Source organism: Pontibacter fetidus (assembly GCF_010119545.1).
Classification (GTDB): domain Bacteria; phylum Bacteroidota; class Bacteroidia; order Cytophagales; family Hymenobacteraceae; genus Pontibacter; species Pontibacter fetidus.
This window is the reverse complement of the sequence record NZ_JAAEAA010000006.1, coordinates 97,137-111,712: the sequence shown is the minus strand read 5'-3', so window position 1 is coordinate 111,712 and position 14,576 is coordinate 97,137. Positions and strand designations below refer to the sequence as shown.

9 protein-coding genes are annotated in these 14,576 nt (G+C 46.5%); 4 read left to right on the top strand and 5 right to left on the bottom strand.

Translation table 11 applies throughout. The annotated features are described in order from the left end of the window. Nucleotides 1–12: 12 nt before the first annotated feature. From pseG to pseB, 4 genes are all read right to left on the bottom strand, one after another. Nucleotides 13–1,500, bottom strand: coding sequence for a UDP-2,4-diacetamido-2,4,6-trideoxy-beta-L-altropyranose hydrolase (gene pseG / locus GWO68_RS06285; RefSeq protein WP_235941967.1), 1,488 nt, complete (start codon nt 1,498–1,500; stop codon nt 13–15). Further along, nucleotides 1,493–2,185 (bottom strand): pseudaminic acid cytidylyltransferase, encoded by a 693-nt coding sequence (gene pseF, locus GWO68_RS06280; RefSeq protein WP_162345572.1) that lies wholly within the window; start codon nt 2,183–2,185, stop codon nt 1,493–1,495. The genes pseG and pseF overlap by 8 nt, the downstream gene beginning before the upstream one ends. After that, nucleotides 2,182–3,357, bottom strand: coding sequence for a UDP-4-amino-4,6-dideoxy-N-acetyl-beta-L-altrosamine transaminase (gene pseC / locus GWO68_RS06275; protein WP_162345571.1), 1,176 nt, complete (start codon nt 3,355–3,357; stop codon nt 2,182–2,184). The genes pseF and pseC overlap by 4 nt, the downstream gene beginning before the upstream one ends. A gap of 99 nt (nt 3,358–3,456) precedes the next feature. Continuing rightward, complete coding sequence (pseB, locus tag GWO68_RS06270) at nt 3,457–4,476, bottom strand: UDP-N-acetylglucosamine 4,6-dehydratase (inverting) (RefSeq protein WP_162345570.1); 1,020 nt, start codon at nt 4,474–4,476, stop codon at nt 3,457–3,459. 208 nt (nt 4,477–4,684) lie between these two features. On the opposite strand from pseB, the gene GWO68_RS06265 reads away from it, so the two are divergent. Further along, nucleotides 4,685–5,776: a glycosyltransferase family 61 protein gene (locus tag GWO68_RS06265; RefSeq protein ID WP_162345569.1), complete on the top strand. Its 1,092-nt coding sequence runs from the start codon at nt 4,685–4,687 to the stop codon at nt 5,774–5,776. Nucleotides 5,777–6,556: 780 nt separating this feature from the next. On the opposite strand, the gene topA is transcribed toward GWO68_RS06265, so the two are convergent. Continuing rightward, nucleotides 6,557–8,983 carry a type I DNA topoisomerase gene (topA, locus tag GWO68_RS06260; protein WP_162345568.1) on the bottom strand — a complete coding sequence of 809 codons (2,427 nt, stop codon included), beginning with the start codon at nt 8,981–8,983 and terminating at the stop codon, nt 6,557–6,559. 167 nt (nt 8,984–9,150) lie between these two features. Here topA and GWO68_RS06255 point away from each other — a divergent pair, with 167 nt between their 5' ends. From GWO68_RS06255 to GWO68_RS06245, 3 genes are all read left to right on the top strand, one after another. Continuing rightward, nucleotides 9,151–9,645 (top strand): SixA phosphatase family protein, encoded by a 495-nt coding sequence (locus GWO68_RS06255; protein WP_162345567.1) that lies wholly within the window; start codon nt 9,151–9,153, stop codon nt 9,643–9,645. 86 nt (nt 9,646–9,731) lie between these two features. Next, complete coding sequence (locus GWO68_RS06250; protein ID WP_162345566.1) at nt 9,732–10,478, top strand: ParA family protein; 747 nt, start codon at nt 9,732–9,734, stop codon at nt 10,476–10,478. A gap of 137 nt (nt 10,479–10,615) precedes the next feature. Further along, nucleotides 10,616–14,572 carry a HAMP domain-containing protein gene (locus GWO68_RS06245; RefSeq protein WP_162345565.1) on the top strand — a complete coding sequence of 1,319 codons (3,957 nt, stop codon included), beginning with the start codon at nt 10,616–10,618 and terminating at the stop codon, nt 14,570–14,572. Nucleotides 14,573–14,576: the final 4 nt, after the last annotated feature.

The window sequence follows — 14,576 nt, the reverse complement described above, 5'->3', positions numbered from 1 at the left end:
GATAATTTTAAGCTATACTTTACTGGTGGGTTGCAGCACAAAACGGAACGCTCCCGGATAATTTATAGCAGCCTCGCCATAGGCAAAACCAGCCTTCTCAAATGCTCTAACAGATGCCGGATTGTCTTGCTGCACCAGCCCTTCAATTAATTTTATGCCAGCTACTTCGGATTGTAGCTTCGTTATGCCTTTCAGCAATACCGTATGTCCCAGCCCTTTTCCCCTAAAATCCCTGCTGATGAGGTAGCTTATAGTCGCTGTTTCGTTTTTAAGATCGAACCGGATCTGGGCGGCAGGTTTACCGGCTACTTCTGCAATATAAATTTTACAACCGGCATCGTCAAGTTTAGACTTAAACCAGCGCGTATGATTCTCTAAAAGTATAGGTTCCGGGTTAAAAGACCGCTGGCGAACTTCCGGATCGTTGTTCCAATCAAAAATTAGTTGCAGGTCATCTATCGTTGCGTTTCTTAAAACAAGGCCAGCGCTGAGATCTAACTGCCGAAATACATCCCGTAAACGTGCGTCGCTTTGTCCATCAAAAAACTGCCTTTGTTTGGCTACCTGTTCTGCAAAACTTTGGGTGGTAACTATAGTTTCTGCCTCAGGACTATAGGCTTTTGCAATGGCATTTGACGTCAGGAAATGATAAATGCCAGACTGGTTATCTGCGGTCTGAAGTATAAATAGCGCACCGCCCACGGCTGCGTACTCATAAGCCACCCCACTTGCCGATGTAATGGCCATAGTGCATTGCAGCATCAGCTGGCACATTTGTTCGGCATTCAGGTTTTGGTGTAAACTATAGTTGGGGTATGTTTGTAGCCAATTCTGCAGTTCAGGAAGGTGTTTATAGGCACTGCCAACCACAATTGCGATAGGTGCTTTGTTATTTGATGCCGCCACTTCGCGGGCCAGTTTTAAAGTATAGTTTTCCGGGTCGGCACCGCCCATGTTCAGGAGCACCTGCTGTTCGCCTTCGGGTAGCGTTCTTTTTTGTCTGGAGGCATTTAAAAACGGCTGGCGCAACAAAGCATAACCTGGCCCAAGCAAAAGTTTGGTGTAAGGCGCTGCGCTATAGTTGGCAGCCGCTACGCCACCAGCCTGGTTCAGGACTACATCCGCCACAAACGGGTAGGCATGAATATCATCAATACAAATCAGCTGGGCATTTCTTGATTTTATACTTTGCTGGTAAGCGGTCTTAAAGTTATAGCCATCCAGCACTATAATTTCTTCTTCATAAATATATGCTGTCAGTTCGTAGGTAAATCTGTCTTCAGATGGTGCACAAACGGGTAAAGAGATGATGCCGTGGCAGGTTTCGAGTATCTGCTCTTTCAGGGCTTCCTCTGGTTCCTGAATGGCAAACACGCATTCAAAATCGTCGCGCAGCATAGCCGCCAGTGCCAGCGACCGCACCACATGGCCTAAACCAATGCGGCTGTTGCCATCAGCCCTGAAAATAATGCGACGCCTGTTAGATGCAGTTTTATGCAAGGTTATGGATCAGTTTATACTTTAGCTCAGCCAGTTTCCAGTCGGTCAGGTTATCAATGTCCTGCACTTCCAGTTCTTCTAACGTAACCGCCCCCGAATTTTCTGTAAACAAGGCCTTTTGCGACATAAATTTATCGACTCTGAACCAGTAAAATTGCCCCGCATCGTGAAAGGCAGACGGCAGATCCTGAGATCTACTATTCAGGTTTTCAGGCCAGTTAAGTTTTGCTTTGCCGTCTTGCAGCTTCAGACTTCTCCAGATAGGGTAACTATATTTTTGTACCGGAAAAACCGTGTCAAACTGATTCGTTGTCAGTAATTTAAAGCCCTCGGTTATGGTTGAGATCTTCAGCAACGGAGCAGTAGGGTAAATGCAGCAACCAAAGTCAAACGTTTCACCTTCGGTTTTATAGTTATTCAGCACTTCTTCCAGTACGGCAGCCGTCGTGGCAAAGTCATCAGCGGTAGCCTCGCTTCGCATAAACGGCACCTTTGCACCATACTGGCGTGCTATAGTTGCAATTTCTTCATCATCCGTCGACACCATCACCTCAGCAAACAAACCTGATTTTAGCGCTAACTCAATAGAATAAGCAATAATCGGTTTGCCTAAAAAATTGCTGATGTTTTTGCGCGGGATACGTTTGCTGCCGCCCCTTGCCGGAATGATGGCTATACTTTTCATCCCACAAATTCCTTCACTTTCCCGATCACAAATTCCTGTTCTTCAGCTGTCAGGCTTGGGTACATGGGCAGGCTAAGGCAAGCAGCATAGTAGTTTTCCGACTCCGGGTAATCGCCTTTTTTAAAGCCTAGGCCACGGTAATACGGCATGGTATGCGCCGGAATGTAATGCACCTGGGCAAAAATGTTGTGCTGGCGCAGGAAGTTGTATAATCCTTTACGGTCGGCTACTTTAATAACATACAAATGGTAGGCATGGCCTGTGTCTCCATTTTCAGATAAGGCTTCCGCAGATGTGCCCAATACCTCAATACCGTCTATAGTTGCAAAAGCTTCGTCGTACACTTTGGCAATACCTTTACGACGGGCAAGGCCGGCTTCGGCACGCTGCAGTTGGGTAACACCAAGGGCGCAAAGCATGTCCGGCATTCTATAGTTGTAGCCCAGTTCCTGCATTTCCATATACCAGCCACCGTGGTTTTCTTGCAGCAATTGTGGGTCGCGGGTAATGCCGTGGGTACGGTAAAGCAGAAGTTTCTGGTAAAGTGCTTCGTCGTTGGTAGTAATCATACCACCTTCGCCGGTAGCAATGTGTTTTACCGGGTGGAAAGAGAAGATAGCCATGTCGGCAAATTTACCGTTACCACAAAGCTGTTTTTCGCCCTTGCTATCAGTAAAATAACCGCCCGGTGCGTGGCAGGCATCTTCTATTATCCAAAGCCCAAACTCATCGGCCAGCTTCCTGAACTCCTCCAGGTTTACCGGGTTGCCGGCAAAATCCACAGGTATAATGCCGGTATAGTAGCCTTTGGGTTTGCTCTCCAATATAGCGCGTACTTTAGCAATATCCAGCAGGGCCGTAGTTGGGTCAATGTCTGCGAACTCAACTGTACCGCCACAATAGCGGACACAGTTAGCCGAAGCCACAAATGTGATAGGCGTTGTTATTACCCGCGATTCCTCATTTACACCCAAAGCCATCGCGCATAAATGTAGCGCAGCCGTTCCGTTGCTTACAGCCACAGCATATTTAGCACCTACATAGTTGGCAAAAGCCTGTTCAAACTCAGCCACTTTCGGCCCCTGTGTCAGATAATCAGATTGCAGCGTTTCTACTACCGCATCAATATCTTCCTGGGTGATGTGCTGCCTACCGTAAGGAATTGGCTTCATATTTCTAATGAATAATGTGTAATGAATAATGAGTAATCCGCAATCTGTAATTTATAATAATTGATGATGAGTAAATTATCAGTGATTCATCATTATTCATTACACATTAAAATCTGGATCTACGTGCAAGCGAATCTGGTCGCGAAGTTGCTCTGCATCCAGCCATTCGTCGTTGGTGCCGGAGTTATACTTAAAGCCCAGTGGCACCATTTTGCCATCAAAAGCTTTCAGAAAATCTTCGGTTGTCCAGGTTGGGGTAGACGGAAGTATAACGTAATATTTATCCAGCTCCACGGTGTTAAGCGAGTCGGTTTCGGTGATCATTTCCTCGTGCAGTTTCTCACCCGGACGGATGCCTACAACCTGCTGCTCACAATCTGGTCCAATCGCTTTGGCTAGCTCTGTGATCACGTAAGATGGGATTTTTGGAACGAATATCTCGCCACCCCAGTGTGTTTCCAGGGCATGGAAAACCATTTCCACGCCTTCTTCCAGCGAAATATTAAAGCGTGTCATTTCCGGGTGGGTGATAGGTAAAACACCATCTTCGCGCTTTTTCAGGAAGAAAGGCACCACCGAGCCGCGCGAGCCGATTACGTTGCCATAACGCACCACCGAGAATTTGATGTCGCGCTTGCCTTTCATGTTATTGGCTGCGACAAAAAGTTTATCAGAGCAAAGTTTTGTTGCACCATACAGATTTATAGGGGCTGCCGCTTTGTCCGTAGAAAGCGCAACCACATCTTTTACACCGCTATCCAGGGCTGCATTAATGATGTTTTCGGCACCCAACACATTCGTTTTGATGCACTCCATAGGGTTGTATTCGGCAGCCGGCACCTGTTTCATGGCAGCAGCATGGATGATGATGTCGATGCCTTCGCAGGCACGCTTAAAGCGTTCACCATCACGCACATCGCCAATAAAATACCGGATAGATTTATACTTGCTGTGTGGGAACGTCTGCGACATTTCGAATTGCTTCAGCTCGTCGCGCGAGTAGATGACAAGGCGCTTTACGTCCGGGAAACGGGCGTACACCATTTCTACAAATTTCTTTCCGAACGAGCCCGTGCCGCCCGTTACCAGTATAGACTTATGATTAAGGTCTAATGCCATGCTGTGTTTTAAACTTTATAGATGAGGCAAACTATAGCCAACATTTTGCTGCAAGTTAAATATTTAATTGTGGATTGTTGAATTGCGAAATGGTTAAATTGTAAGTAGCGTATAGTGCAGGTCTCTTGCTGTAATTGCTAAAAGGCGATAACGTCTGTTCTTAACTATAAACTATAATTTGTACCTTTCAGGCCATACTATAACGTTTATGCTTAAGAAGGCTTTCTTCGGGTTGTTACATGCCGCTGGTTATTATTTCCGTTACACGTCGGTGCTGCACCATGCTTCTAAAAAAGTAACAGCACCCACACAGGTTTTATACTTCAACGATCAGGAAAAGACATTTCTGGAGCAGGCAGCTGCCAGCTTTAACTATAGTTTAGATTATAGCCTGGGCTACCGGCAGAAAGAGCAGTATCTGGTTAAGTTGCGTGAGGCTTTAATCTTAGGTAATTCCGGTGCTATAGTTCAGGACGGCAAAGTTATAGTTGAGTCGGTGTTTGATGTAAGCCGCCTGGCAAAGTCTTCGGCCTATAAAACCCCTGCCTTGCTGTTGCCAAGCTACAAACAAGGACTTTATACTTCGGTGCTCCATTTACCCTGGGCCACAAACAATAATTATCATTGGTTCTTCGATTGCCTTCCACGTTTATACTTCGTACTTCAGGAGGTTAAGGAACCCGTGCAGGTAATCATGCGCCGCGACCTGCCGGCTTACATGCTACAGACGTTGCAATTTATACTTCAGGAGTACCCTCAGGCTACAGTTGTATACATTGGCAAGCATGAAAAGTGGCAGCTAGAAGAATTTATACTTCCATCGTTTATGGCCAATACCCAAAGCGGATACTTGCCAAAAGAGGTTGGAGCCTGGTTGCGGAATAAACTATGGAAAGGTTACGGAGTTCAGCCCACAACATTAAAGAAGCGCATTTACATCAGTAGGGCAAATGCCAAGACCCGCCGTGTGCTGAATGAGCAGGAGTTACTGCCTATTTTAGCAAAGCATAATTTTGAAATTGTAAGGGCTGAGGAGTTAAGTTACCAGGAGCAAGTACAGTTGTTTTATACCACTGAAACTATAGTTGCCCCGCACGGTGCCGGACTTACAAACCTTCTATTTTCTGAGAACTGCAAAGTCCTTGAATTTCATCCCTCCAATCTCATCAAGACACATTATTTCCTGTTATGCAAAGGCCTTGGTTTCGAATACTCGGCTATAGTTGGTAGTGTAGGTGATATGCGAGAGAATTATACTATAGATGTGCCGCAAGTAGAGAGATGGTTGAGTAAGCTATAGTTTCTTTTACATAGTTTTACCTCACCCCAGCCCTCTCCTAAAAACAGGAGAGGGAGTTTTTATGGCTATAGCTATGGTTAAAGCTATAGTTTCATAGTTGCTGCTTTAACATCCCCCTGCCCCCTTCAAAGGGGGACTTTATCTGCTACTGCTTATCCAACTGGCCTTTCGATAAAAGGAGAAATCTGAGTTAGTTATAGTAACAGCCTTTGAAGCGGACAGGTCGCGACCTGTCCCTCCGGAATTATAGCCACGATCAATTTCGAAGCGAGCAAGTTCAAACTATAGCTATAGGTCAATAGTAGAAAGATCACAGTCTTTGGGTTGAGCGCCTTTGACTTGTTGCGGTGGCGTGAGCCAACACGAGGCACGAGTGTAGCAAGAAGGCACGAGTGTAGCAAGAAGGCAGCAGCGCGATGCCCGAAGACGGGGCCTCCCGGCCGTGAGGGTACCAAAGTGAACTATAGAACGATGGGTAAGTAAAGCTCCCAGGATTAAAGGAAACTATAAAATGATAGTTTGATACGAATTACAAATTATAGAGCTATAGCCCAGACGCTAGCAGGAACTGCACACGCTGCTAGGTCTTCACCAACTATAGCAAACTATAGCACTTTGATTTTCTAGTTGTTCGAAATGACAAAAGAAAACCATAGACTTGAATTATAGGGTACATAAAATCCCTCGGCTTCGCTCAGAATGACAAAAAGTAATAAAACTAAAAAGCGCTGCCAGTATAAACCTGCAGCGCTTTTCTTATTCATAACGATAACTAAACTTTTACTTCTTCGCTTTTGGCTTAGCTGCCGCTTTTGCTTTGGGTGCAGCTTTTTTAGCTTGTGCCTTTTTTGCAGCCGGTTTCTTTTCTGCTGTCGTAGTTTCAGCTTTCTTCTTAAAACCACCTTTGCCTTTCTTGTCTGGTGTAGCTTCCGCCAAGTCTAAACATTCCTGTAAGGTTAACTCCAGCGGTTCCTTGCCTTTCGGTATCTTTACGTTCTTTTTGCCAACTACAATGTAAGGACCATAACGGCCATTTAGCACCTGTACCTCCGGGTTCTCGTCAAACGATTTGATCAGTTTTTCTGAATCGGCTTTGCGTTTTTGCTCGATCAGTTCAATAGCTTCTTCCGGGGTTACCAGCATTGGGTCCAGGTGTTTTGGCAGCGAGTAAAATTTGCTGTTGTGACTGATATAAGGACCAAAACGACCAATGGCAGCTTTCATTTCCTTATCCTCATAAACACCTACCACACGCGGTAATTTAAACAGTTCCAGCGCATCTTCCAGAGTTATACTTTCCAGGAACTGCCCTTTGCGCAGGCTGGCATAGGTCGGCTTTACACCTGTTTCCGGATCTTCTTCGCCTAGCTGTACAAACGGACCAAAACGACCCAGTTTAGCGATCAGTTTCTTGCCAGTATTTGGGTCAATACCCAGTTCTCTGGCCCCCGATACAGCGGCACGATCTATACTTTCACTGGACTCAATACGCTCATGGAATTTGCCATAGAATTTCTCCAGCATAGCTTTCCATTCTTCATGGCCCTGGGCAATCTCATCAAATTCAGCTTCTACTTTTGCTGTAAAAGAGTAATCAATTACCGTAGGGAAGTGGTCAACCAAAAAGTCATTTACCACCATGGCCATGTCCGTCGGGAAAAGCTTTGCCTTTTCGGCACCGGTTATCTCGGTTTTGGTCTGCGCGCTGATCTCGTCCTTCTTTAAAGTAAGCACTCTGAAAGGCCGTTCTTTCCCTTCGCGGCTATCTTTCTCTACATAACCACGCTTTTGTATTGTTGATATAGTTGGAGCGTAAGTAGATGGCCGGCCAATACCCATTTCTTCCAGTTTCTTTACAAGGCTGGCTTCGGTGTAGCGGGCAGCTGGGCGACTGTAGCGCTGCGTAGCCAACATCTGGCGCAGATCTATAGTTTGACCAACCGAAATAGGTGGCAGCATCCCTTTTACATCTTCATCCGTCGCCTCATCATCGTCTTTCGACTCAATGTATACTTTCAGGAAACCCTCAAATTTGATAACCTCACCGGTAGCGATCAGTTTTTCAGGCTGTGTTGAGATACCTATAGTTGCTGTAGTTTTCTCGATCTCGGCATCAGCCATTTGCGAAGCGATCGCGCGTTTCCAGATTAGTTCGTACAGGCGTTGTTCGTTACGGTCGTCGCTTACCGTCATTTTGGTAAAGTCGGTAGGGCGGATGGCTTCGTGCGCTTCCTGTGCAGAGGCCGATTTGGTCTTAAAGCGGCGGGTCTTTACAAACTTCTCTCCAAAAGAATTCTGAATAGCGTTTGATGCTCCTGCAATGGCCTCGTCCGATAAATTAACGGAGTCAGTACGCATGTAAGATATCTTACCGGCTTCGTACAGGCGCTGTGCCACCGTCATGGTTTGTGCCACCGAAAAGTATAGTTTACGGCTGGCTTCCTGTTGTAACGTAGAGGTCGTAAACGGAGGAGCAGGGCTGCGCTTCAGCGGCTTTTTCTCCAGGTTCTCTATCGTATAAGCAGCACCAATGCATTTCTCTAAAAAGGCCTGCGCTTCGTCTTCGGTTTTATACTTGGTTGGCAGTTCCGCTTCCAGTGTTTTTCCCTGTACATCAAACGTAGCGGTTATTCTGAATGTCGCTTCGGATTTAAATTTCTCAATCTCACGCTCACGCTCTACAACCAGTCGTACGGCCACTGACTGCACTCGTCCAGCAGATAAACCGGTCTTTATTTTCTTCCAGAGCACAGGAGATAGTTCAAAACCAACCAGGCGGTCCAGGATACGGCGGGCCTGTTGTGCGTTAACCAGGTCCATGTCTATAGTTCGCGGCGAATTTATCGCGTTAAGTATAGCGTTCTTGGTAATTTCCCGGAAAACGATGCGGCGAATTTTAGAATCGTTCAGGTTCAGGGCTTCGGTCAGGTGCCACGAAATGGCTTCTCCTTCGCGGTCATCATCGGATGCGAGCCATACGGTTTCTGCTTCTTTTGCCAGTTTACGGAGTTGGGCTACCACATCTTTCTTATCACTACTGATAACATACGTGGGCTTAAATCCATTTTCGATATCGATGGCATTGTTGTCTTTAGGCAGGTCCCGCACATGGCCGAAACTCGACTTTACCACGAAATCCTTCCCTAAATACCCTTCTATCGTTTTGGCCTTGGCAGGCGACTCTACTATGACTAAGTTTTTTATCATCCTTTATAGTTACAACCGGTCGGAGCTCAATTTTGCCCAAAGTTCATGTTTTTTTTCTGACTTTTACAACCTACATCCTATAACATAGGTTTAATACTTCTTAAATTACCCTTTAAAACAAGCAGTATTATTTATTTAGCAGCTATACGGCAACATCTGCAAAACTTATGCAACGATACCTCTTTATCTGCCGCCATGCAGAAACTTATGACCCTTATCCGTTACAACCCGATTTTGAGCGGGAGCTTACCCCAGAAGGTATACGGCAGGCAAACGAAACAGGTAAATGGGTGCGCGAACACTACCAGAAAGTAGATGCCATCCTGTGCAGCCCCGCACGTCGTGCCAGCGCTACTGCCCATATAGTTGCCAACCGCCTATACTTCAACCACGACCATATCCTGTACGACCCTGAAATTTATAATCCGAAAGAAAGCCAGTTGCTTAGAAGTATAAGCCAGTTACCGGACAGCGTAAAAAAAGTCTTGCTTGTATCGCACAACCCGGCGCTTACCCAATTGCTCAGAAACCTGGTAAACAAGAATTTAGCCTACATGGAGCCAGGGCAGGTAGTAGCCGTGTCGCTGCAACTGGAGCAATGGCAGGACATTTACGTTACCACCGGCGAACTTGCCGGAAGCAGTCTTGCACAGGCGCTATAGTATAGGCGCTTTTGGCTTACGCTTATTTTATACTTAGATTAGGGCTGCGGTTTTAAAAACTGCTTATACTTCAACGCAACTATACTATGGCAACAACCACAGTAGCCGTCATAAACCAGAAGGGTGGCACAGGTAAAACGACTACAACTATAAACCTTGGCAGTGCTTTAAGCAAACTGGGCAAACGCGTCCTACTTGTTGACCTCGACCCACAGGGCAATTTATCTTACTCACTAGCTGTAACAGAACCAAAAGCGACCCTTGCCGATGCATTTTTAGGCAACACCACGTTACAGGAAGTGCTGGTCGAAAAAGACGGGCTCTGGATTGCGCCAGGTTCTAACGAGCTGGTAGATATTGAAATATCACTGGTTTCGCAGCCGGAACGTGAGAAATTTCTGTACTCAATGCTGAAAGATCTGAAAGGCTTTGACTATATCCTGATTGATTGCCCGCCATCCTTATCGGTGCTAACATTAAATGCACTTACCGCCTCCGACGAAGTTTTGATACCATTGCAGATGGAAGTGCTAACCCTGCAGGGGCTCGATCAGATCTTAAATACGGTGCAAAAAATAAAAAAAGCGTTTAATCCGAAACTTAAAATAAAAGGCATCGTAGTTGTCATGTTTGATATGCGCAGAAAGCTAAGCCTGGAAGTGTTGGAATACCTGCAACAGAACGTGAAAGAGCATATTTTTAAACAAAGCATACGGTTAAATGTTAAACTCGCCGAAGCTCCCTCATTTGGAAGAAGTATAATGGAATATGATGCCACCTCTAATGGAGCAAAAGATTATATGGCCCTGGCCGAAGAATTTATAACCCGGTAATGCTACCATACCACATTTGAACAAACCATTTAAATTGATTAATTTGCATTGCATATCGTGCGCTCCTGTAATAGGGGGCAGAAAAGGAGATTTTTGTCTTTTCAGTACAATTCAAACAGCAATTCAACAGAACACATATGGCCTTAGGTAAAAACTTGAAGTTGAGCAAGGATAAGCTCATCAGTGATGAAGAGGGCAGTGCAGCAATACCAACGGTGCCTAAAAAAGGTAACGGTAAAAAAGCAACTGCTACAGCTACAACAGATGCTCCGGATGCAACTATAGTATCAGAAGCCGGAACATCAACTGAGAAGCCAGCCAGTTCGCCCGAAAAACCGATTAACGGTGCCGTTAACGGGAACACCAGCATTTCTGATGAAGGATTGTTGCAGAACCCCGACTATATTAACGAGCAACTGAACAAGGTCCTCTACGCACTCGATGCCTTTAAAAAAGGGGATATCTCGGTGCGACTGACCAAACAGAACAACGACATTTTTGCCGAGATAGCAGAAGCTTATAACTCGATGGTGGAGATGATCGGTGGTGTGGGTGGCGAGGTGTCACGTATCTCTAAAGTAGCCGGTGTGGAGGGTAACCTGAAAGCCCGTGCTTCTGCTGAGAACGCTTCCGGTTTCTGGAAGGACATGATCAACAACATCAATGGTCTTGTGGATTCGATTGCGGTACCGGTACTCGAGGTAGGTAAAGTACTTAAGAACATCTCGCGCGGTAACCTGGACGAAACATTCCAGATCCCGGTGTCAGGTGACTTTAAGGTGATGGCGGAAACGATTAACCGTACCATCGACAACCTGAACCTGTTTGCCGGTGAGGTAACCCGTGTGGCCCTTGAAGTGGGTACCGAAGGTAAACTGGGTGGCCAGGCATCAGTACCAAACGTAGCGGGTGTATGGAAAGACCTGACCGATAATGTAAATACCATGGCTGCCAACCTGACCCTTCAGGTACGAGACATTGCCAACGTATCTACAGCGGTTGCGAAAGGTGACCTTACCCAGAAAGTATCGGTGGATGTGCGCGGTGAAATTGCCCAGCTGAAGGACAACGTAAACCAGATGGTGGACTCCCTGAACATCTTTGCGGACGAGGTAACCCGTGTGGCACGTGAAGTGGGTACAGAAGGTAAACTGGGCGGACAAGCAAAAGTGCCTAATGTTGGTGGTGTTTGGAAAGAACTGACCGATAACGTGAACACGATGGCATCCAACCTGACTTCTCAGGTACGTGATATCGCAAACGTATCTACTGCCGTTGCGAAAGGCGACCTGAAGCAGAAGATCACGGTAAATGTTCGCGGTGAAATGGCTGACCTGAAAGAGAACATCAACCAGATGGTGGACTCCCTGAATATCTTCGCTGGTGAGGTAACCCGTGTTGCCCGCGAGGTAGGTACAGAAGGTAAATTGGGTGGCCAGGCAAATGTGCCGAAAGTAGAAGGTACCTGGAAGGAGCTTACAGAAAATGTAAACCTGATGGCTTCTAACCTTACACTTCAGGTACGCGACATCGCTAACGTGGCAACTGCCGTGGCGAAAGGCGACCTGACGCAGAAAGTATCTGTGGATGTGAAAGGTGAGCTGGGTGACCTGAAGGATATATTGAATGAAATGGTGGACAGACTGAATGTGTTTGGCGCGGAAGTATCGCGTGTGGCACGTGAGGTAGGCACCGAAGGTATACTGGGTGGCCAGGCAAATGTACCAAACGTTGGTGGTGTATGGAAAGACCTGACCGACAACGTAAACTACATGGCCAGTAACCTTACCAGCCAGGTACGTGACATTGCCAACGTAGCAACTGCAGTGGCGAAAGGCGACCTGAGCCAGAAGATCACGGTTAATGTAAAAGGCGAGCTTGCTGATCTGAAAGGTAACCTTAACCAGATGGTGGACTCCCTGAACATTTTCGCGGATGAGGTAACCCGTGTGGCACGTGAAGTGGGTACAGAAGGTAAACTGGGCGGACAAGCTATAGTTCCGAACGTGGCCGGTGTTTGGAAGGACCTTACTGACCATGTGAACACCATGGCGGCCAACCTTACCCTGCAGGTTCGTGATATTGCCAACGTATCTACAGCCGTTGCGAAAGGTGACCTTACTCAGAAAATTACAGTGGATGTAAAAGGGGAGATGCTCTCACTAAAAGAGAACATTAACCAGATGGTGGACTCCCTGAACATTTTTGCCGGTGAGGTAACCCGTGTGGCACTTGAAGTAGGTACTGAAGGTAAACTGGGTGGCCAGGCAGTAGTGCCAAACGTTGGCGGAACCTGGAAAGAACTGACCGACAACGTAAACGCGATGGCTGGTAACCTTACCGTTCAGCTTCGCGATGTATCTAAAGTAGCAACTGCTATTGCAAGCGGTGACTTAACGCAGAAAATCACGGTGGATGTGCGTGGAGAGATCCTGCAGATCAAGGATGTGATTAATATAATGGTGGATCAGCTTAGTTCATTTGCCAGTGAGGTAACCCGCGTGGCACGTGAAGTGGGTACGGAAGGTAAACTAGGCGGACAAGCGAAAGTTATAGGCGTAGCCGGTACCTGGAAAGACCTGACAGACAATGTGAATACCATGGCCTCTAACCTGACAACGCAGGTACGTGGTATAGTTAAAGTAGTAACAGCGGTTTCGAAAGGTGACTTAACCCAGAAACTAAGCCTGGAAGCACGTGGTGAAGTAGCTGAGCTTGCTGAAACGATCAACACAATGGTGGTTGACCTTAACAGACTAGCCGGTGAAGTATCTCGTGTGGCAAGAGTTGCGGGTGTGGAAGGTAAACTGACAGAGCGTGCGACACTAAAAGGTGTAGGTGGTAGCTGGAAAGAACTGGTAGATACACTGAATGATCTGCTGGAATCTATAGTTACGCCGGTGCTGGAAGTGTCTCGTGTAGTACGTGCGATCTCTGAAGGTGATCTTACTCAGAAAGCAGAAATACAGACTGCAGGTGATATTCTGGATATGGCGAACGCCCTTAACCTTGCGGTAGATAACCTGAATGCACTACTTGGTGAGATCAATGATTCCTCGCTGGTAGTAGGATCTTCTTCTGAAGAAATGGCTACCAAAGGGCTGGACATGAACAAAGTGACACTAGATGTGGCTTTGGCTATGCAGCAAATGGCAGAAGGTGCACAGAACCAGGCGTTAAAAACAGACCAGGCTTTTAAACTGATCGAGGAGATCATGAAAGGTACAAAAGAGACTGCCAACCGAGCCGAAGTAGTGAACAAAACAGCATTACTTGGTGAAGAAAGCTCTCAGATCGGTCTGAAAACAGTAGCGGAAGTGGTAAAGAACATGGAGGAAATCTCAAGCTCTGCGGCACTTACTGCTAAAACAATTGAAGTATTGAGCACACGCTCTCAGGAAATATCAAAATCACTTGGTGTGATCACAGACATTGCGGCACAAACCAACCTACTTGCACTAAACGCTGCCATTGAGGCGGCCAGAGCAGGCGAAGCAGGACGTGGTTTTGCGGTAGTTGCTGAAGAGATCAGAAAGCTGGCAGAAGGTTCTCGTAAATCAGCAAGTGAGATTGCAACACTTGTAGAGGACGTGAAGAAAGATACAGCCTCTGCTGCAACTGCGATCTCGACCATGGAAGGCCGTGTATTAAAAGGGAAGAATGCAACTTTTGAAGCTTCAAGCGCCTTTAAAAACATTGCGGCATCAAGTGGTGAAACGCTTCGTACGGCACAGGATATCTTAACAGCAACAGAAGTTCAGAAATCATCCATCGGAGACGTTGTGAAGTATGTGGAAGAAGTGGTTGCCATTGCGGAACAGACAGCTTCTGGTACGCAGCAGGTAGCAAGCACAGCCAAGCAGCTTTCAACTTCGATGCAGGAATTAACTTCTTCATCTCAGAACCTGAACGACATTGCGGCTGACCTTCAGATCAGTATCTCTGCCTTCAAGCTTATTGATGGTAACATCATCTTTAACCATAGCAAGCCAAAGCGCCTGACTTCCATACCATCTAACAACGGTGTCGGAAAACAGCGTACCCCTGCCAGAACGCAGGCAACCGGTAGAACCAACAGATTAGGAAACAACTAATTCA

Bases quoted from the DNA above. Each gene is read 5' to 3' on its own strand.
- pseF (WP_162345572.1), bottom strand. From the start codon at position 2,185: ATGAAAAGTATAGCCATCATTCCGGCAAGGGGCGGCAGCAAACGTATC.
- pseC (WP_162345571.1), bottom strand. From the start codon at position 3,357: ATGAAGCCAATTCCTTACGGTAGGCAGCACATCACCCAGGAAGATATT.
- pseB (WP_162345570.1), bottom strand. From the start codon at position 4,476: ATGGCATTAGACCTTAATCATAAGTCTATACTGGTAACGGGCGGCACG.
- GWO68_RS06265 (WP_162345569.1), top strand. From the start codon at position 4,685: ATGCTTAAGAAGGCTTTCTTCGGGTTGTTACATGCCGCTGGTTATTAT.
- topA (WP_162345568.1), bottom strand. From the start codon at position 8,983: ATGATAAAAAACTTAGTCATAGTAGAGTCGCCTGCCAAGGCCAAAACG.
- GWO68_RS06255 (WP_162345567.1), top strand. From the start codon at position 9,151: ATGCAACGATACCTCTTTATCTGCCGCCATGCAGAAACTTATGACCCT.
- GWO68_RS06250 (WP_162345566.1), top strand. From the start codon at position 9,732: ATGGCAACAACCACAGTAGCCGTCATAAACCAGAAGGGTGGCACAGGT.
- GWO68_RS06245 (WP_162345565.1), top strand. From the start codon at position 10,616: ATGGCCTTAGGTAAAAACTTGAAGTTGAGCAAGGATAAGCTCATCAGT.